Source organism: Bradyrhizobium sp. 164, from assembly GCF_023073715.1.
In the GTDB taxonomy this organism is placed as follows: Bacteria; Pseudomonadota; Alphaproteobacteria; order Rhizobiales; family Xanthobacteraceae; genus Bradyrhizobium.
Genome location: NZ_JADPKA010000004.1, coordinates 24,912 through 45,119, shown reverse-complemented (window position 1 = coordinate 45,119; position 20,208 = coordinate 24,912). Strand labels below are relative to the sequence as shown.

General features: G+C 66.5%; 13 protein-coding genes. 11 read left to right on the top strand and 2 right to left on the bottom strand.

Annotated elements, in window-relative coordinates; translation table 11 throughout:
• The gene (gene moeB, locus IVB01_RS01435) at positions 1-804 is read right to left on the bottom strand and encodes a molybdopterin-synthase adenylyltransferase MoeB (protein WP_247276499.1); all 804 of its coding nucleotides are present in this window, start codon (positions 802-804) and stop codon (positions 1-3) included.
• A 249-nt stretch (positions 805-1,053) separates the two neighbouring features.
• On the opposite strand from moeB, the gene IVB01_RS01430 reads away from it, so the two are divergent.
• A complete protein-coding gene (locus IVB01_RS01430; RefSeq protein WP_247276500.1) occupies positions 1,054-2,412 on the top strand; it encodes a serine protease in 1,359 nt (452 codons plus the stop codon).
• Positions 2,413-2,550: 138 nt separating this feature from the next.
• Here the strand turns inward: IVB01_RS01430 and mutM are convergent, their stop codons facing one another.
• Positions 2,551-3,432, bottom strand: coding sequence for a bifunctional DNA-formamidopyrimidine glycosylase/DNA-(apurinic or apyrimidinic site) lyase (gene mutM / locus IVB01_RS01425; RefSeq protein WP_247276501.1), 882 nt, complete (start codon positions 3,430-3,432; stop codon positions 2,551-2,553).
• A gap of 80 nt (positions 3,433-3,512) precedes the next feature.
• Between mutM and ubiE the strand changes: the two genes are divergently transcribed.
• From ubiE to addA, 10 genes are all read left to right on the top strand, one after another.
• Positions 3,513-4,274 carry a bifunctional demethylmenaquinone methyltransferase/2-methoxy-6-polyprenyl-1,4-benzoquinol methylase UbiE gene (ubiE, locus tag IVB01_RS01420; protein ID WP_247276502.1) on the top strand — a complete coding sequence of 254 codons (762 nt, stop codon included), beginning with the start codon at positions 3,513-3,515 and terminating at the stop codon, positions 4,272-4,274.
• Positions 4,271-5,845, top strand: a complete 1,575-nt coding sequence (gene ubiB / locus IVB01_RS01415; protein ID WP_247276503.1) for a 2-polyprenylphenol 6-hydroxylase — start codon at positions 4,271-4,273, stop codon at positions 5,843-5,845. The genes ubiE and ubiB overlap by 4 nt, the downstream gene beginning before the upstream one ends.
• A 56-nt stretch (positions 5,846-5,901) precedes the next feature.
• Positions 5,902-7,356 carry a bifunctional phosphopantothenoylcysteine decarboxylase/phosphopantothenate--cysteine ligase CoaBC gene (coaBC, locus tag IVB01_RS01410; protein ID WP_247276504.1) on the top strand — a complete coding sequence of 485 codons (1,455 nt, stop codon included), beginning with the start codon at positions 5,902-5,904 and terminating at the stop codon, positions 7,354-7,356.
• A complete protein-coding gene (dut, locus tag IVB01_RS01405; protein WP_247276505.1) occupies positions 7,353-7,811 on the top strand; it encodes a dUTP diphosphatase in 459 nt (152 codons plus the stop codon). The genes coaBC and dut overlap by 4 nt, the downstream gene beginning before the upstream one ends.
• 190 nt (positions 7,812-8,001) lie before the next feature.
• Complete coding sequence (locus tag IVB01_RS01400; protein ID WP_247276506.1) at positions 8,002-10,506, top strand: PAS domain-containing sensor histidine kinase; 2,505 nt, start codon at positions 8,002-8,004, stop codon at positions 10,504-10,506.
• Positions 10,503-12,023, top strand: coding sequence for a tRNA (adenosine(37)-N6)-threonylcarbamoyltransferase complex ATPase subunit type 1 TsaE (gene tsaE / locus IVB01_RS01395; protein ID WP_247276507.1), 1,521 nt, complete (start codon positions 10,503-10,505; stop codon positions 12,021-12,023). Before IVB01_RS01400 ends, tsaE begins: the two co-directional genes overlap by 4 nt.
• 87 nt (positions 12,024-12,110) lie before the next feature.
• A complete protein-coding gene (locus IVB01_RS01390) occupies positions 12,111-12,428 on the top strand; it encodes a PilZ domain-containing protein (RefSeq protein WP_247276508.1) in 318 nt (105 codons plus the stop codon).
• Between the two features lie 123 nt (positions 12,429-12,551).
• Positions 12,552-13,274 (top strand): nucleotidyltransferase family protein, encoded by a 723-nt coding sequence (locus IVB01_RS01385; protein WP_247276509.1) that lies wholly within the window; start codon positions 12,552-12,554, stop codon positions 13,272-13,274.
• Between the two features lie 242 nt (positions 13,275-13,516).
• Positions 13,517-16,663, top strand: coding sequence for a double-strand break repair protein AddB (gene addB, locus IVB01_RS01380; protein WP_247276510.1), 3,147 nt, complete (start codon positions 13,517-13,519; stop codon positions 16,661-16,663).
• Positions 16,657-20,166 (top strand): double-strand break repair helicase AddA, encoded by a 3,510-nt coding sequence (addA, locus tag IVB01_RS01375; RefSeq protein ID WP_247276511.1) that lies wholly within the window; start codon positions 16,657-16,659, stop codon positions 20,164-20,166. Before addB ends, addA begins: the two co-directional genes overlap by 7 nt.
• Positions 20,167-20,208 lie beyond the last annotated feature (42 nt).

Sequence of the window (20,208 nt, the reverse complement as noted above, 5' to 3'; positions counted from 1 at the left end):
TCAGGTGCGATGAGCGCTGAGATCAGTGATGACGGGCCCATCGCCGTTGAGCGGATTGGCGGGATCGCGCCCATAGCGCAGCGTTTCGAAGCGCATCGCGCGCGCATCGATCATCAGGAGGCGGCCGATGAGGCCGTCGCCAAAGCCGACGATCTCGCGGATCGCCTCCAGCGCCATCATCGAGCCGAGCACGCCCGCCAGCGCCCCCATGACGCCGGCCTCCGCACAGGCCGGCACCGTGCCAGGCGGCGGCGCCTCGGGAAACAGGCAGCGATAGGTCGGATTGAATTCGCCCTGCTCGTTCATCTCATGTGCACGGATGGTGGTGAGCGAGCCGTCAAAGGTTCCGAGCGCCGCGGTGATCAGCGGCCGCTTTGCAAAGAAGCAGGCGTCCGAGACCAGATAGCGCGTTGAGAAATTATCGGAGCCGTCGAGCACGAGATCGTAATCGCCGATCAGGCCGAGTGCATTGTCGGCGTTGAGCCAGGTGGCGTGGCCGACGAACCGGACATGTGGATTGAGTGCCGCGATCCGCTCGGCCGCGCTTTCGACCTTGTGCCGGCCGATGTCGGGCGTCGTATGGATCACCTGTCGCTGGAGGTTGGACAGCGACACCACGTCGTCATCGACCACGCCGAGCGTGCCCACGCCGGCGGCGGCCAGATACATCAAGGCGGGCGCGCCGAGCCCGCCGGCGCCGATCACCAGCACCGAGGCCCGCTTCAGCGCAGCCTGTCCGGGACCGCCGACGTCGCGCAGCACGATATGACGGGCATAGCGTTCGAGTTCGTCCGGGCTCAGCATCGTCGTACGCCTCTCTACACCCTCGCTATCGACCCTCGCGGTGCGGAGCGCGGAACGCGCTCTCCGGACGATGCTTCGCATCGCCCGGCGAACCATGAAGGCCCGGATCTCGCCTGCGGCCATCCTTCGAGACGCCGCTTGCGCGGCTCCTTCAGGATGAGCGGCACCGTCTGAACCACCGCGAGATTGTTCGCGACCAACGAGATGTGCTTCAATGACATGGCGTTCAATGGGCTGGCTGGATTTGTCATGAGATCGATGCTTGCGGCAACACTGATGTTTGCGGCCGCCACAGGCGCGAACGCCCAGATGACGGCGCCACAGGTCCCCGGTACCAAGCCGAAGACGGTCCAGACCGTACCGACCCGGCCTCCCGCGATGCAGACTCCGTCGGCCACAATGGATGCCATGGCAAGAGCTGAGCGGCTGGCGCTTCAGTCAGACCTCGCCTGGGTCGGCCAGTATAATGGCGCCATCACCGGCGACGCCAGTGAGCGCATGGTCAATGCCATCAAGGAGTACCAGAAGGCCAAGGGCAGCAAGCCGACCGGCGTGCTCAATGCGCAGGAGCGCGCCGCGCTGGCTGAGGCGGCACGAAAGAAACAGGAGAGCGTCGGCTGGAAGATCGTGACCGAGCCGACCACCGGCGCCCGGCTCGGCATCCCCGGCAAGCTGGTGCCGCAGCAGGCGAGCGACGCCAGCGGCGCGAAATGGACTTCCCCGACCGGCACGGTTCAGGTGCTGCTCAGCCGCCGCCAGGAGGTGAATCCGACATCGGCGAGGCTCGCCGATCTGGAGAAGGAGCCGTCTGGGCGCAAGGTCGATTACACTGTGGTGAAGCCCGACTTCTTCGTGCTGTCGGGATTGCAGGGTCTGAAGAAGTTCTACGTCCGCGGCACCTTCAAAGGCGACGAGGTTCGCACCATGACGATCCTCTACGACCAGGCAGCCGAGAACGTTGTCGAGCCGGTCGTGATCGCGATGTCGAGCGCCTTCAATGCGTTTCCGTCGGGGCCGCAAGCCGCGCCGCCGCCGCGCAAGACCGTCGACTACGGCACCGGAATTGTCGTCAGCGATGATGGCGCGATCGTCGCCGACCGCCTCGTCACCGATGGCTGTCTCACCATCACGATCGGCGGCTATGGCAGTGCCGACCGTCTCGCCGAGGACAAGGAGCACGATCTGGCGCTCCTGCACGTCTACGGCGCACGCGGCCTGAAGCCGCTCAGCCTCGCCGGCGACGCAGCGAAGGCGAGTGCGGATGTCATCGGCATCGCCGATCCACAGAGCCAGGGCGGCGCCACCGGCGTGTCGAGCCTCAAGGCTGCGCTGGCACCGGTGACAAACAGCAATTCCGCGCTGTCGCCTCCGCCGGCGCTCGGCTTCTCCGGCAGCCCGGCCATCGGCGCCGACGGCAGGTTTGCGGGCATCGCGCTGCTGAAGCCGGCGACGGTCGCGGGTCCCGCCACATCGGTGCCGGCGTCACAGGGGGTGATGATCGCCGCCGAGACGGTGCGCGATTTCCTCAAGGCGAACGGTGTTGCGGCGAATGGCACATCGACGGATGCGAAAGCCGCGGTCGTACGCGTGATCTGCGTGCGGAAGTAGGGTGCTGCAAGCATCTCCATTCTCGTGTCCCAGGCGTTGATGGCAGTTGGTGAGACCGATGTAGCCGCGAGCTCCCGACCCTCTCCCGCAAAGCTTGCAGGAGAGGGAGCGCACCACACCTCGATCAGCATGGCCGAGTTATTTCTGACATTTCGGGCACCAGAAGGTCGACCGGCCATTCTGCGTAAACCGCTTGATCGTGCCGCCGCAGCGAGGCATCGTGCATTTCTCGCCTTCGCGGTCGTAGACCTTGAAGGAGTGCTGGAAATAGCCGAGCTCGCCCGAGGTCTGGCGATGGTCCCGCAAGCTCGAGCCCCCGGCCTTGATCGCATCGTTCAGCACGGTGTGGATCGCGCCGACCAGGCGCTTGGCATGGTCCGTCGGCTCACCCTTCTTGGTCGATAGCGTCGCGGCGATCCGGCGCGGCGAAAGGTGCGAGCGATGCAGCGCTTCGCAGACATAGATGTTGCCGAGCCCCGCCACCACACGCTGGTCGAGCAGCGCCGCCTTCAAGCTCGTGGTCTTGCCGGCACAGGACTGCGCCAGCATCGCGGCATCGAACTCGTTGCCGAGCGGCTCGGGACCGAGTCCGCGCAGCAGCGGCTCTTCATCAAGCGCATCGCGCGCGATCACTTTCATGTAACCGAAGCGGCGCGGGTCGTTGAAGACGATGTCCGCTCCGGAGGACATCCGAAACAGCACGTGGTCGTGCGCGGAATCCTTGGCTCGCGGATAGTGAAACTCGCCAGGCTGCGCGTCGTTGTCCGGTCTGATGACACGAAACGAACCCGACATGCCCAGATGCATCAAGAGCACGTCGCCGGAGGCGAGATCGGCCATGAGATATTTTGCGCGGCGGCCGAGGCCGGTGACGACCTGCCCCTTGAGCCGCGCGACGAAGTCCGGCTGGAACGGAAAGCGCAAATCCGCCCGCCGGGCCTCCGCCTTGAGGATTTTCGCTCCCTCCATGACGGGCTGAAGGCCGCGGCGGACGGTCTCGACTTCGGGCAATTCAGGCATGGTCGGGCATTCACCTTATGAGAGCGGTGTGATAGCGCCATTGCGGCGGGCGCGCTATGGTCCGCCAGTGGAGTAGAGTAATGGATCGGCCGGGCGAAACCACGCATTTTGGCTTCAGGGACGTGCCCTTAGGGGACAAGCAGACGCTGGTGAACGACGTGTTTCACAGCGTGGCCGCGCGCTATGATCTGATGAACGATCTGATGTCCGGTGGCCTGCACCGGGTCTGGAAGGACATCATGATCAACGCGCTCGACCCGCCGAGGAGCGATCGGCCGTTCGCGCTGCTCGACGTCGCCGGCGGCACCGGCGACATCTCGTTCCGCGCCGCCAAGGCGGCAGGCGCTGGCTTCCACGCCACTGTCTGCGACATCAACACCGACATGCTGGCCGTCGGCCGCGAGCGCGCCGCCAAGCGGCATCTCGAGACTCAGGTCGATTTTGTTGAGGGCAACGCCGAAGCACTCGCCTTTGCCGATCGCAGCTTCGACGCATACACGATCGCTTTCGGCATCCGCAACGTGCCGCGGATCGATCTGGCGCTGCGCGAGGCCTATCGGGTGCTGAAGCCGGGCAGCCGCTTCCTATGCCTGGAATTCTCGACCGTCGAAATGCCCGGGCTCGATCGTCTCTATGACTTGTTCTCGTTCAAGGTGATCCCGCCGCTTGGCCGCATGGTCACGGGCGACGCCGAGTCCTACCAGTACCTGGTCGAATCGATCCGCAAGTTTCCAAAGCCCGGCGCCTTCGCCGACATGATCCGCGACGCCGGCTTTTCTCGCGTCAGCTGGCAGACACTCACCGGGGGTATCGTCGCACTGCATTCAGGCTGGCGTTTGTGATCTCTGCCATCACCCACATTTCGCGCCTGATCCGCGCCGCGTTCGTGTTCGCGCGCGAGGGCGTGTTCGGTTCGGTCGATCCGAGCCTGGTGCCGCCGCCCGGGCAACTCGCGCTGAAGCTTGCGCGCCTGATCGAGCGGCGCGGCGTCAAGCACGGCCCGCGAATATCGCGCGCCCTCACCCGAATGGGCCCGGCCTATCTCAAGCTCGGGCAGTTCCTGGCAACGCGCCCCGACGTCGTCGGCGTCATCATCGCGCGCGACCTCGAAAGCCTCCAGGACCGCCTGCCGCCGTTTTCGCAAGCCGAAGCGGAAGCCACGATCACGATATCGCTGGAACGGCCGCTGAAGGATGTGTTTGCAAGCTTCGGCCCGCCGGTCGCGGCCGCCTCGATCGCACAGGTGCATCGCGGCGAGGTCTTGCGGGGCGGCATCCGTAGGCCGGTGGCGATCAAGGTGCTCCGGCCCAATGTCGCCGCACGTTTCCGCCGCGACCTCTCCGACTTTTTCTTCGTCGCGCACAAGGCCGAAGCCTATTCGGCCGAGGCGCGGCGCCTGCGCCTCGTCGAAGTCATCAACACCATGTCGCGCTCGGTCGCGATGGAGATGGACCTCCGGCTCGAAGCCGCCGCGCTGTCGGAGATGGCGGAGAACACGCGCGACGATCCTGATTTTCGCGTGCCGGCCGTCGACTGGGACCGCACCACACACAACGTGCTGACGCTGGAGTGGATCGACGGTATCGCGCTGAACGATCACAAGCGCCTTGCGGAGGCGCAGGTCGACCTGCCCGATCTCGGCCGCAAGGTGATCCAAAGCTTTTTGCGGCACGCGCTGCGCGACGGCTTCTTCCACGCCGACATGCATCCGGGCAATCTGTTCCTGGACGATGCCGGCCGTCTCGTCGCAGTCGATTTCGGCATCATGGGCCGGCTCGGCATGAAGGAGCGGCGCTTCCTCGCCGAGATCCTGCTCGGCTTCATCACCCGCGATTATCGCCGCGTCGCCGAGGTGCATTTCGAGGCCGGCTATGTGCCCGCGCATCATTCGGTCGAGAACTTCGCGCAAGCGATCCGCGCCATCGGTGAGCCGATCCACAACCGCACCGCCGAGGAAATCTCGATGGCGCGGCTGCTGACGCTGCTGCTCGAGGTCACCGGCCTGTTCGACATGACGACGCGGCCCGAGCTGATCCTGCTTCAGAAGACCATGGTCGTGGTCGAGGGGGTGGCGCGGGCTTTCGATCCCAAGCTGGATATCTGGAAGATTGCCGACCCCGTGGTGCGCGAATGGATCGAGCGCAACCTCGGTCCGATCGGCCGGGTCCAGGGCGCGCTGGCGGGCACCGGGGACATTGCGCGGGTGCTGATGCGGCTGCCGGAGATCGCCGAGCGGTCGGTGAAGGTGCTGGAGCAGCTCGAGACCATGACGCGGGACGGCATAAGGCTGTCGCCGGAGAGCATCGCGGCGATGGGCCGCAGCGAGGGCCGCAAGAACCGCTGGCGCACCGTGGCGCTCTGGATCATCGCCGCGACCTTCATCGGCATCCTGATCGCCGTCCGGAATCTATGATTGCACTGCAATCACACGAATGATAGCATCGCGATCATTCCGTGTTGGAGGGCGTCATGGCAAGCCTGACCATCCGCAAGCTCGACGATGCCGTCAAAACCTATCTCCGGCTGCGCTCGGCCAAGAACCGCAGGTCGGTCGAGGAAGAGGTCCGGGTCATCCTGCGGGAGCTGATCGAGGGCCGCGAGGAGCCGCTGACGCCGTTTGCGGTCCCACCTGCGGCATCCTCCTCAGCTCCGACACAACAACGTACCAGCGCCGTTCCCGAAGCCAGCGTCACCCTGATCATCGGCGGCGGTATCGCGGCCTATAAATCGCTCGACCTGATCCGCCGGCTGAAGGAACGCCGCGTCGAGGTTCGCTGCGTGCTGACCAAGGCGGCGCAGCAATTCGTCACGCCGCTGGCGGTGAGCGCGCTGTCGCATGAGCGCGTCTACACCGACCTGTTCGACCCGCAGAGCGAGTTCGACGCCGGCCATATACGGCTGGCGCGCGACTGCGACCTGATCGTGGTGGCGCCGGCAACCGCCGATCTCCTGGCCAAGCTGGCAAACGGTCATGCCGATGATCTCGCCAGCGCCATCCTGCTCGCCACCAATCGCAAGGTGTTGCTGGCGCCGGCGATGAATCCGCTGATGTGGAACAACGCGGCGACACGCCGCAACGTCGCGCAGCTTCAGCGCGACGGTGCGGTGTTGATCGGACCCAATTCCGGCGAGATGGCGGAAGCCGGCGAGGCTGGCATCGGCCGCATGTCGGAAGCCATCGAGATCGCCAATGCCGCCGAGCGGCTGCTGCGGCCGCCGGTGCCGCGCCCGCTCGCCGGCAAGCGCGTGCTCATCACCGCAGGTCCCACGCATGAGCCGATCGATCCGGTGCGCTACATCGCCAACCGCTCCTCCGGCAAGCAGGGCTTTGCCATTGCCGCCGCCGCGCAGGCCGCGGGCGCCGAGGTGATCTTGGTCAGCGGTCCGGTCGACCTCGACGATCCCCAGGGCGTGACGGTGAAGCATGTGGAATCGGCACGGCAGATGCTGGAGCAGGTGCAGGCGGCGCTTCCCGTCGACGTCGCGATCTTCGCCGCCGCGGTCGCCGACTGGCGCGTCGCCAACGAGGGCGAACAGAAGCTGAAGAAGACCTCGGCCGGCATGCCACCGCTTCAGCTCGTCGAAAACCCCGACATTCTCGCCACCATCGCCAAGCTGGCCGACAAGCGCCCGCCGCTGGTGATCGGCTTTGCCGCCGAGACCGAGCATCTCATCGACAACGCCAAATCAAAACTTGCCCGCAAGGGTTGCGACTGGATCGTCGCCAACGACGTCTCGCCGGCCACCGGCGTGATGGGCGGCGATCGCAACACCGTGCACCTGATCAGCCGCAAGAATGGCGCGAAGGACGGCGAGTTTGCAGTTGATTCCTGGCCGGTGATGACCAAGGAACAGGTCGCCATCGAACTGGTCGCGCATGTCGCAAGGACCGTGACCGACAAATCCCGGGAGCCGGCATCTTGAGCACGAAAGTCACGGTCGAACTGCAACGCCTCGCGCATGCCGATGGCCTGCCGCTGCCCGCCTATCAGACCGCCGAGGCCGCCGGCCTCGACCTGATGGCTGCGGTTCCGGACAGCGAGCCCTTGACGCTCGCGCCCGGTCAATATGCGCCGGTACCGACGGGCCTCGCGATCGCCTTGCCGGCCGGGCACGAGGCGCAGGTGCGGCCGCGCTCGGGGCTTGCGGCCAAGCACGGCGTCACCGTGCTGAACTCGCCCGGCACGATCGACGCGGACTATCGCGGCGAGATCAAGGTGATCCTGATCAATCATGGCCAGGCGCCCTTCGTGATCAAGCGCGGCGAGCGCATCGCACAGATGGTGATCGCGCCCGTGGTGCAGGCCGCGCTGGTTCCCGTGGCGACCTTGTCGACGACCGATCGCGGCGCCGGCGGCTTCGGCTCGACCGGCCGCTAAGGCACGATAGCTCCGGCCGAATCACCCGAAGAACTACGTGCGTTGGAACAACGTGCCCGGCATTTTTGGGGGGCCGCCTTTGCGTTCACGATCTGGACTCTTACCGGCGGAGTCACGGTGAGGGTATTGTCTTTTGATTCGCGCGCGACGGGGGTCGCCGCGCGCAAATCCGTGCGATCTTGGGGCAACTATGTCAGGCGTGATCGTGTCGATGCGTCGGACGCTGCTGTCGTGCACATCGTTGGTGCGCAACGGCTTGTTGGGAGGCGCTTTGGCGGCGCTGCTGCCGGCTGCGCCGGCTGAGGCCGCCGACCTCGTCGACACTCTCTCCATCATGCTGGATTTCAACCGGCAGGAACTCGCGGTGCTCGCCACTGCGCTGGCCCTGCTCGGCTTCTCGGTGATGGCCGCGATCCTGTTGATGCGCACGCGCGTGCGCACGGCGAAGAACGAGGCGCGGCTGCGCGCGCGAATCGGGGAACTGCAACTTCAGGCCGATCGCTTCGGCGCCCTGCTGTTCGCCGAGCCGCAGATCCTGATCTCCTGGGCGGCCGGCGACAATCGCGCGCAGATTTCCGGTGACATCTCCATGGTGCTGCCGCGCGATTCCTCGCCGCAACGCGTGCTCGCATTCGGAACCTGGCTGCCGCCGGAACCCGCGCTCCAGATGGATCATGCGGTCGATGCGCTGCGCGAGCGCGGCGATGGGTTCCAGCTGACGCTGACGACTGCGCATGGCCACACGCTCGAGGCCATCGGCCGCGCCATCGGCGGCCAGGCCATTGTGCGGATTCGCGAACTCTCCGGGCTCCGGCGCGATCTGGCCGAGACCAATCTGCGTTACAAGGCGCTCTCCGACGAGACCGAGATGCTGCGCGGCTTCGCCGCCGCAGCACCCTGGCCGATCTGGGCCAAGGGGGAGAATGGCGCACTGACCTACGCCAACCCCGCCTATGTCCGAGCGACTGAGGCGAACAGCATCATCGATGCCCAGGAGCGCAAGCTCGAGCTGCTCGACAGCGCCAACCGCACCGCGATGGACCGAGGGCTGAAGGACGCCGCCAATTTCACCTCGCGGCTGCCGATCGTGATCGGTGGTGAGCGGCGCATGTATGACGTGCGCGCGGTCAATGTCGGCAGCGGCAGTGTCGGCGTCGCCATCGATGCCAGCGAGGCAGACGCGCTGAGCTCGGCCCTCGTACGCATGGCGGAAGCGCATCGCCGCACACTGGACCAGCTCTCCTCGGGCGTTGCCGTGTTCGATGGCCAGCGGCGCCTCGCCTTCTACAACGATTCCTATCGGCGGCTGTGGGACCTCGACCGCACCTTCCTCGACGCCAACCCTGATGATTCCGGTGTGCTCGACCAGCTCCGCGCCGCGCGCAAATTGCCGGAGCAGCCGGACTTCCGCGCCTGGAAGGCCAAGCTGCACGAAGCCTATCGCGCGGTCGAGACCGCCAAGGACACCTGGTACCTTCCCGACGGCCGCGCGCTTTCCGTCGTCACCACGCCGAATCCCGAAGGCGGCGTCACCTATCTGTTCGACGATGTCACCGAGAGCCTCGAGCTCGCCCGCCGCTTCGACGGCATGATCCGGGTTCAGCGCGAGACGCTGGACAGCCTCGCGGAAGGCGTCGCGGTGTTCGGCAGCAACGGCAAGGCGCAGCTGTTCAACCCGGCCTTTGTCCGGATGTGGAAGCTGTCCAGCGATGCCATGCGCGACGAACCGCACATCCAGACGGTCGAAGGCTGGTGTCATCAGCTCTACGATGATCCCGTGGTCTGGCGCCAGATCCGCGAAGCCATCACCTCGATCGAGAACCGCGCCGACGTGCCGCTGAAGCTGGAACGCAAGGACGGCAGCGTGCTCGATGGCATGATCCGCCCGCTGCATGACGGCGCGACCATGTTGACGTTCCAGGACATCACCGACACCGAGAATGTCGAACGCGCGCTGCGCGAGCGCAACGAGGCGTTGGAGGCCGCCGACCAGATGAAGGTGGATTTCGTCCACCACGTCTCCTACGAGCTGCGCTCTCCCCTTACCACCATCATCGGCTTCGCGCATTTCCTCAGCGATCCCTCGACCGGACCGCTGACGCCGAAGCAGGCCGAATATCTCGACTACGTCACCAAATCGACCAATGCGCTGCTGGCGCTGACCAACAACATCCTCGATCTCGCCACCATCGACGCCGGCGCGATGAAGCTGGAACTCGGCCCGGTCGACGTCAGCAAGGCCATCGAGCTCGCGGCCGAGGGTATCCAGGACCGCCTCGCCACTGACCGCATCCGCCTCAAGGTCGAGATCGCGCCCGACATCGGCAGCTTCATCGGCGACGAGAAGCGCGTGGTGCAGGTGCTCTATAACCTCCTTGCCAACGCAGTCGGGTTTTCTCCACAGGATTCCACCGTCGGCATCAGCGCACGCCGCACCGAGCGCAGCGTGGTCTTCACCGTGACAGATTCAGGGCCTGGAATACCTGCCGACATGAAGGACAAGGTGTTCAACTGGTTCGAAAGCCGCTCGCAGGGCTCGCGTCACCGCGGCGCCGGGCTCGGCCTGTCGCTGGTGCGCTCCTTCGTCGAGCTGCATGGCGGCAAAGTACGGGTGGACTCGATCGTCGGCCGGGGCACGGTCGTGATCTGCGACTTCCCGACCGACCAGGCGGCGCATCGCGACGCCGCCGAATGACCGAAGCAACCACATTCTCCGTCGCGCTCCACAACGAGACGGCTACCGCGCAATTGATGGCCGACCTCGCGCTGCTGGTCGGCCCCGGCGACGCCGTCACGCTCACTGGCGATCTCGGGGCCGGCAAGACCGCAGCCGCGCGCGCCCTGATCCGCTATCTCGCCGGTGACGAGACGCTGGAAGTTCCGAGCCCGACCTTCACGCTGGTGCAGGGCTACGAGCTGCCACCCTTCCCGGTGATGCATGCTGACCTCTACCGCGTCGAGGACGAGAGCGAGCTCGAGGAGATCGGGCTGTCGCCGCTGCCGGACGCAACCCTCGTTCTGATCGAATGGCCAGAGCGTGCGCCGTCGGCGATGCCCGAAGACCGCATCGACATCGCGCTGACGCACCGGCCGGCGCTGGGCTCGAATGCGCGCGCGGCCGACATCACCGGTTACGGCAAGGGCGCCGCGCAAGTCGTGCGACTGAAGGCCCTGCGCGAATTCCTCGACGCCTCCGGCTATCTCGACGCGACGCGTCGGCGCATGGCCGGCGATGCCTCGACCCGCTCCTATGCGCGGCTGCTGCGCGACGGCGAGACCGTCATTCTCATGAACTTTCCGCAGCGCCCCGACGGCGCCGCCCTTTATGACGGAAAGTCCTACAGCGCCGCAGTGCATCTCGCCGAAAATGTAAAGCCCTTCGTCGCCATCGACGAAGGCCTGCGTGCACAGGGAATCTCTGCGCCCGCGATCCACCATTCGGATCTCGACCACGGCTTTCTGATCACCGAAGATTTCGGCAGCGAAGGCGTGATCGAAGGCGATCCGCCGCGCCCGATTCCCGAACGCTATGAGGCTGCGATCGATGTGCTGGCCATGCTGCACGGCAGGACGCTGCCGGAAACCTTACCGCTCGCCGGCCAGAGCTACGAGATACCGGTCTTCGACGCCGAGGCGCTGCTGATCGAGATCGGCCTGATGCCGGAATGGTATCTGCCCGATCGCAATGCTCCGCTCAGCCAAGAGGCGCGCGCCGAGTTTCTCGCGATGTGGCGCGAGCTGCTGAAGAAGCCCTTGGCGGCGCCGCGGACGTGGATCATCCGGGACTACCACTCGCCCAATCTGATCTGGCTTGGGAATCGCAGCGGCATCGAACGCGTCGGCGTGATCGATTTCCAGGACACCGTGCTTGGACCGAAATCCTACGATGTGGTGTCGTTGCTCCAGGACGCCCGCATCGACGTGCCCGAAAGCCTCGAGCTGACGCTGCTGTCGCGCTATATCAAGGCACGCCGCGCCAGCGACGCAAGCTTCGACGCCGCCGGCTTCGCCGAGCTCTACGCCATCATGTCGGCGCAGCGGAATACCCGCCTGCTCGGCACCTTCGCCCGGCTGAATCGCCGCGATGGCAAGCCGCATTATCTGCGTCACCAGCCGCGGATCTGGACCTATCTCCAACGCTCGCTGGCGCATCCCGCGCTCGGCTCTTTGCGCGACTGGTATCTCGCCAACGTCCCGCCGCCGCAACCCTGATCCGGGCCCGATTTACCAGCCGTTAGCCAAGATGTCGCTATTCTGGCCGCGAGGCAGCCGGATCGTTACGGGGCTGGAGCAAGGGTGATGACGGCGAAAGCGGATCAGCGCGGCAATAACCGGGTCGTTTTCGAGCGCGGGGTTCCGGCCCAGATGATGGGCATCGACGGCACCTGGCGGCGTGACTGCACCATGGAGGACGTTTCCGATACCGGCGCCAAGCTGACCATCGACGGCTCGGTCGAAGGCCTCCATCTGAAGGAATTTTTTCTCCTGCTGTCGTCCACCGGACTTGCGTACCGGCGCTGCGAGCTGGCCTGGGTCAATGGCGACCAGATCGGCGTCAATTTCCTCAAGCTCGGCGACAAGAAGAAAAAGGTGCGCTCCACCGCCATCGGGGCGTGACGGCAACACCCGTCGTACAACCGTCACGGCGGGCGATTAAGGCGGTTGGGATGCGGTGCGGCTGGCCGAGGCTCATGCTAGGATTGCCGCGAAAGCGAAATCAAGGGATTTGAGAAAGCGAGAATGTCCGTCAAACCGACCAAAGCCATGGTGCTTGCCGCAGGGTTCGGCCTGCGCATGCGTCCGCTGACGGACAAGATGCCGAAGCCGATGGTGCCGGTGGCCGGCCAGCCGCTGCTCGACCACGTGCTCGACAAGCTCGGCCATGCCGGCGTGACCGAGGCGGTGGTCAACGTGCACTATCTGCCGGACCAGATCATCAATCACACCGCATCGCGCCAGCATCCGCGCGTGACCATCTCCGACGAACGCGACCAAGTGCTCGGCACCGGCGGCGGCGTCGTGAAGGCGCTGCCGCTGCTCGGCGACGCGCCGTTCTTCCACGTCAATTCCGACACGCTGTGGATCGACGGCGTGCGCTCGAACCTGACGCGGCTTGCGGAAAACTTCGACCCCGCGCGCATGGACATTCTGCTGCTGATGGCGCCGACCGCGACCAGCATCGGCTATAGCGGCCGCGGCGATTACGGCATGCTGCCCGACGGGGCCTTGCGCAAGCGCAAGGAAAAGGAGGTCGTTCCGTTCGTCTATGCCGGCGCCGCGATCATGTCGCCCGCGATCTTTGCCGATGCGCCCAGGGGCGAGTTCTCGCTGACAAAAATGTTCGATCGCGCCAACGAGCAGGAGCGGCTGTTCGGCCTGCGGCTCGACGGCGTCTGGATGCATGTCGGCACGCCTGATGCGGTGCATGCGGCTGAAGAGGCGTTTCTGGAGAGCGTGGCCTAGGGCTGCTTCCATGTCCCGGACGCGGTGCAGCGCGTAGCGGTGCGCCGCTGAGCCGGGATCCAGAAAGCTACAGGCAAGGCGGCGAGATGGGCCCCGGCTCTGCAGCGCATCGAAGGAGCGCTGCGCTGCGTCCGGGGCACGAGAACGGTGATGCCGCGCAAACGGCGGGGAAGACGTCACCTCGGCCCATGACCATTTGACCTTGTCTCCCTATATTGGCGCCTGATCGAATCAGGCAGCCCATGCGCGTTTTCAGCGTTCCCATCTCAGTTCCGTTCCTGCGCACGGTCGTCGCGAGCCTGCTCGACGGCCGGCTGGCCGATGGCTTCGAGGCGCGCAAGGAACCGGCGCGGCTTGCGGATGCGACTCTGTACCTGCCGACCCGACGCGCGATGCGCGTGGTCCGCGAGATCTTCCTCGACGAGATGAAGGCGGATGCTGTGGTGCTGCCGCGCATCGTCGCACTCGGCGACATCGACGAGGACGAGCTCGCCTTTGCCGACGAGGGCGAACAGTTCTCCGGCGCGACGCCGCTCGACATTCCGCCCCGGCTCGGCGAGCTCGAACGGCGGCTGACACTTGCGCAACTGGTGGCGGCCTGGGCCAAGCGCCCGGTGCTGTCCCCGCTGGTGGTCGGCGGCCCCGCCTCGACGCTTGCATTGGCGTCCGATCTTGCACGGCTGATCGACGACATGGTGACGCGCGGTGTCGACTGGAGCGCGCTCGATGGGCTCGTGCCTGATAATCTCGACCGCTACTGGCAGCACTCGCTCGAATTCTTGCGCATCGCGCGCGTTGCCTGGCCCGGCCACCTCGCCGAGATCAAACGGATCGAGCCGGCGGCACGGCGCGATCTCCTCATCGCGGCGGAAGCCAGGCGGCTGACCGCGCATCCGAACGGGCCGGTGATCGCGGCCGGTTCAACCGGCTCGATGCCGGCCACCGCTAAATTCCTCCATGCGGTCGCATTGCTGCCGCATGGCGCCGTGGTTCTGCCGGGCCTCGACACCGATCTCGACGAGGACGCCTGGCGCACCATCGGCGGCGTGCGCGATGCGCTCGGCAAGTTCGCGGAGCATCCGGCGTCGAACCATCCGCAATATGCCATGCATGCGCTGTTGCAGCGTTTTGGCATCAAGCGCAGCGACGTCGACATTCTCCAGCCGCCGGCAGAAGGCGGGCGCGATCTGCTCGCATCGGAATCGATGCGGCCCTCGGCCAAGACGGAAGTTTGGCATGACCGGCTGAAGCAGCCGGATGTCGCCGCAAAGATCGCTGGCGGCATGAAGAACCTGGCGGTCGTGGAAGCCCCCAACCCCGAAATGGAAGCCCTCGCGATCGCCATCGCGATGCGCGAGGCGCGGCATCTCGACAAATCGGCGGCGCTGGTGACGCCCGATCGCGCGCTGGCGCGGCGGGTAATGGCTGCGCTGACCCGATGGGACCTCGCCTTCGACGATTCCGGCGGCGACGTGTTGATGGAAACGTCGGCCGGTGTCTTTGCCCGCCTCGCAGCAGAGGTCGCGACCAAGGGCCTGGAGCCGCCGACGCTCCTGGCGATGCTGAAACATCCGCTGTGCCGGCTCGGCCGGCTACCTGGCGCATGGAAGGCGGCGATCGAGGGACTCGAGCTCGCGGTCTTGCGCGGCACACGCCCACCCGCCGGCACGGCCGGCCTGTTGCGCGAATTCAACCGCTTTCGCGACGAGCTGGCAAAGCTGTGGCGCAGCGAAGTCTCCGCGCTCCATCGCGCGGAGCCCCGCGCGCGGCTCAAGGCGGAGGATCTCGATCGCATCCAGGCGCTGATCGATGCTTTGCGACACGCATTGGCGCCGATCGAGAGCCTGGCCTCATCAAAACCTTATGACTTCGCCGAGCTCGCGCACCGGCATCGCGAAATCCTGATCGAGCTGTCGCGCGACGAGCAAGGCATTCCGCTCGCCTTCGAGGATCGCGAGGGCCTCGCCCTCGCCAGCGCCTTCGACGATCTGCTGCGCGGCGGAACGACCAGCGGGTTGATGGTGCCGTTGCCTGACTATCCCGATGTCTTCCAGACCGCGTTCGGCGACCGCGCGGTGCGGCGGCGGGATAGGCCCGGCGCGCGGCTGCAGATCTACGGCCCCCTGGAATCGCGCCTGATGCAGGCCGACCGCATCATCGTCGGCGGTCTGATCGAGGGCGTCTGGCCACCGGCACCACGCATCGATCCCTGGCTGAGCCGGCCGATGCGGCACGAGCTCGGTCTCGATCTGCCGGAGCGCCGCATCGGCCTCTCCGCGCATGACTTCGCACAGCTGCTCGGCGCCGACGAGGTGATCCTCACCCATTCCGCCAAGGCCGGCGGCGCGCCGGCGGTGGCGTCGCGCTTCCTGCACCGGTTAGAGGCGGTTGCGGGCGACCATCATTGGAACGCGGCAGTTCGCGCCGGCGAGAAATACGTGCAGTTCGCCGGCGCAATGGACCAGCCCGACGAGGTCAGGCCGATCAAGCAGCCGGAGCCGCGACCGCCGCGCGCGACGCGGCCGCTCAAGATGTCGGTCACCGAAATCGAAGACTGGCTGCGCGATCCCTACACGATCTACGCCAAACGCATCTTGCGATTGGATGCACTCGATCCGGTCGACATGCCGCTCTCGGCTGCCGACCGCGGCTCGGCGATCCATGGCGCGCTCGGCGAGTTCACGGAAACCTATGCGGCACGCCTGCCCGACGATCCCGCGCGCGTGCTGCGCGCGATTGGCGAAAAACATTTTGCCCCGCTGATGGAGCGGCCCGAGGCGCGGGCGCTGTGGTGGCCGCGTTTCCAGCGCATCGCGCGCTGGTTCGGCGAATGGGAGACGGCGCGGCGCGACGCGATCGAGGCCATCACGGCAGAGACCCACGGCGAGATCTCGATCGCGCTCGACAACGCGCGCAGCTTCCGCCTCTCCGCGCGCGCGGACCGCATCGAACGGCGCCAGGGCGGCCGCTATGCCATCCTCGATTACAAGACCGGGCAGCCGCCCACCGGCAAGCAGGTCCGCATGGGCCTGTCGCCCCAGCTCACGCTGGAAGCTGCGATCCTGCGCGAGGGAGGCTTCCCAGACATCGAGGCCGGCGCGTCCGTGAGCCAGCTCGTCTATGTCCGCCTCAGCGGCAACAATCCACCGGGCGAGGAGCGCGTTCTCGAACTCAAGTTCAAGCCAGGCGACGAGCCGCAACCACCGGACACCGCGGCGGCCGAGGCGCGCGCCAAATTGGAGGCGCTGATCCGCGCCTTCGAGGACGAGAACCAGGCCTATACCTCGCTGAACCTGCCGATGTGGGCGAACCGCTACGGCACCTATGACGATCTCGCCCGGATCAAGGAATGGTCGGCGGCCGGCGGATTGGGGATCGAGGAATGGTGAAGGCACCGCGCCCCATCCCCGACGAGGTGCGCGCGCGGCAGGCGCGTGCATCCGATCCGACCGCATCGGCTTTCGTGTCGGCCAACGCCGGCTCGGGCAAGACGCATGTGCTGGTGCAGCGGGTCATCCGTCTGCTGCTCGCGGGCGTCCCGCCGGAAAAGATCCTCTGCATCACCTTCACCAAGGCCGCGGCCGCCAACATGGCCGAGCGCGTGTTCACCACGCTCGGTCATTGGGTGACGCTGGACGACGCTGCGCTCGACGCAGCCATTCGCGCGGTCGGCATCCCGCATCCCAGTGCAAAGCTGCGGCGCGAGGCGCGAAAGCTGTTCGCCTGCGCGCTGGAAACGCCGGGCGGGCTGAAGGTGCAAACGATTCACGCGCTGTGCACGCGCCTGCTCCAGCAGTTCCCGTTCGAAGCCAACGTGCCGGCACGCTTCGCCGTGATCGACGAGCGCGACCAGACCGACATGATGGAACGCGCCAATCTGAGGGTGCTGCTGGAGGCCGCGCGTGATCCCGAGAGCCTCACCGGCCGCGCACTGTTGACGGCAATGGCGAGCGCCGCCGACGTCACCTTCAAGGAGGTCGTACGCGAGGCGTGCCTCAGCCGCGATCATTTCATGGCCTGGACCGACCAAGCTGGCGATGCCGGAGCGGCGGTCGAACAGATGGCGGCTGTGCTGGGAGTCGACGCGGGCGACCAGATCGAGGATGTCGAGACGGAGATTCTCGACGGCCCTTTCCTGCCGCGGTCGCGCTGGGACGATATCGCGCTTGCGCTGGAGGACGGCAGCAAGTCGGACAAGGACCAGGCCGGCCGGCTCCGCGAAGCAAAAGTCTTTTCCGGCAGCGCGCAGGTCGATGCCTATCTCTGCGTCTTCCTTACCGACGACAAGCTGCCGCGCAAGGTGGTGCTGACCAAGAAGCTTTGCGATCACAACCCGTCCGTGGCCCGCCTGTTCGAGGCCGAGGCGCAGCGGCTCGGTGGGCTGATCGAGAAGCGCCGCGCGGTGACCATGCGCGACCGCACCGCGGCCCTGCTACATATCGCGACCGCTGCTGCCCAAAACTACCGCCGCGAGAAGCAGGAGCGCGGACTGCTCGACTACGACGACCTCATCGACAAGACCCTGGCGATGCTGGACCGCGTCTCCGCGGGCTGGGTGCATTACAAGCTCGATCGCGGCGTCGATCACGTCTTGATCGACGAGGCCCAGGACACCAGCCCGCGGCAATGGGACATTGTCGCGCACATCATCTCCGAGTTCACCGCAGGCGAAGGCGCGCGCGAGGGGCTGAACCGCACCATCTTCGCCGTCGGCGACGAGAAGCAATCGATCTTCTCGTTCCAGGGCGCGGCTCCCCACGAATTCGATGCCCGACGGCGCGAGCTGCACCGCAAGTTCACCGCGGCCGGGCTGAAATTCGACCCGGTCGCCTTCACCTATTCGTTTCGCTCGGGCGCCACGATCCTGCACTCGGTCGATCACGTCTTCCGCGATCCCCAGATCTACAAGAGCATCCATTCGGTCGAGATCGGCCACCCCCTGCACAACGCCCTCGCCGATGCAGGGCCGAGCGTGATCGAGCTGTGGGATCTCGCGGAGGCCGACGATCGGCAGGATATCGAAGGCTGGCGCGCCCCCTTCGACGGCGTCGCCGTCACCAGCCCCGAAGTAAAGCTCGCTCACCGCATCCAGGCCGAAATCAAGCGGCTGGTCGAGAGCGGCACGCTGACGGGGCACGAAGGCGAACGCCGGCCGCTGCGCTATGGCGACATGCTGATCCTGGTGCGGCGACGCGGCAACGCATTCGATGCCGTGATCCAGGCGCTGAAGCATGCCAACGTGCCGGTCGCCGGCGCCGATCGACTCAAGCTCACCGAGCACATCGCCATCATCGATCTGATGAATCTCGCCGATGCGCTGCTGCTGCCGCAGGACGATCTCGCGCTCGCGGTGGCGCTGAAGAGCCCGCTGTTCGGGCTCGACGACGACGACCTCTTTACCCTCGCCTGGGATCGCAAGGCATCGCTGCGCCGTGCGCTTCGCGAGCATGCAGCCACACGCGAGAAGTTCGCCACGGCATTGCGGCGCCTGGAAGCCTGCGAGGCACGCGCGCGCGAGGAGACGCCGTTCGCGTTCTACGCCTGGCTGCTCGGCGGCGATGGCGGCCGTGCGCGCATCCTGCGCCGGCTCGGCTTTGAGGCCAACGATGCGCTCGACGAATTTCTTGAGCTGGCACTGAACTACGAGCGCAAGGCGCCGGCCTCGCTGCAAGGCTTCATGGCCTGGCTGCGTTCGGCCGACACCGAGGTGAAGCGCGACATGGAAATCTCGCGCGACGAGGTGCGGGTGATGACGGTGCACGGCGCCAAGGGCCTGGAGGCTTCGGTCGTGTTCATGGTGGACACCACGTCCTCGCCCGCGGACTCGCAGCGGCTGCGGCTGATCCATGTGCCGCGCGGCAATGGCGGCGAGGTGGTGGTCTGGGCCGGCCGCAAGGCGGACGACCCGAAGCCGGTCGCCGAGGCGCGCAAGGCGATGCTGGAGGAGACCGAGGACGAGTATCGCCGCCTGCTCTATGTCGCGATGACGCGCGCGGCCGACCGCCTGATCGTCGGCGGCTGCATGCCCGGCAACATGAAGACCGTCCGCAAGCTGAGCTGGTACGATCTGGTCGACACCGGTCTCGCCGGCTCGGGCCTGGACAAGCAGGTCATCGAGACGCCGCTCGGCAAGGTGACGCGGTTCTCGCGGCCGGAGGATATCGTGGCACTGGGCGCACCGGCGGCATCGGTCCGCCAGACGATCACGCTGCCGGGCTGGCTGCGGGCGCCGGCTCCGCGCGAGATCGTCGACGATGATGCCCTGCGCCCCTCGGGCCAGTCGGCCGAAGAGGGCCGCAGCGTACGATCAGGCGAATCGGTGCAGTCGCGCGCGCTGGCGCTGCAGCGCGGCACGCTGGTGCACCGCCTGCTGCAATCGCTGCCCGACATTGCCGCCGAGCGCCGGCGCGAGGCCGCACGCGACTTCATGGCCCGCAACGCCTCGGACTGGCCGGAGGCCGACCGCGCCGCGCTGGCCGACAAGGTGCTCGCCTTGATCACTGAGCCGCGCTTCGCCCCGGTATTTGCCGCCGGCAGCAGGGCCGAGGTTGCCATCGCCGGCAAATTGGAGCGGCCGGGCCGCGCCCCGGCGCTGGTGTCGGGGCAGATCGACCGGCTGGTCGTTCGCCCCGAGGAGGTCCTGATCGTCGACTTCAAGACCAACCGGGCGGCGCCCGGAAGCGCGGCCGAGGCACCCGCCGCCTATGTCCGGCAGCTCGCGCTGTACCGGGCGGTGCTATCGCGGCTTTATCCCCAAAAGCTGGTCCGCGCCGTCCTGCTCTGGACCGAGGCCCTTGAATATATGGAGATTTCGGCCCCCGCGCTGGACGCGGCGCTGGCATCCCTTCATCTCGGTGTGAGCGTCCTTGACCCGGCAAGGGGCCGTTCATAGGTTGACCTCATGATCCCAAGCGCGATTCCGGGTCGCGCCGAT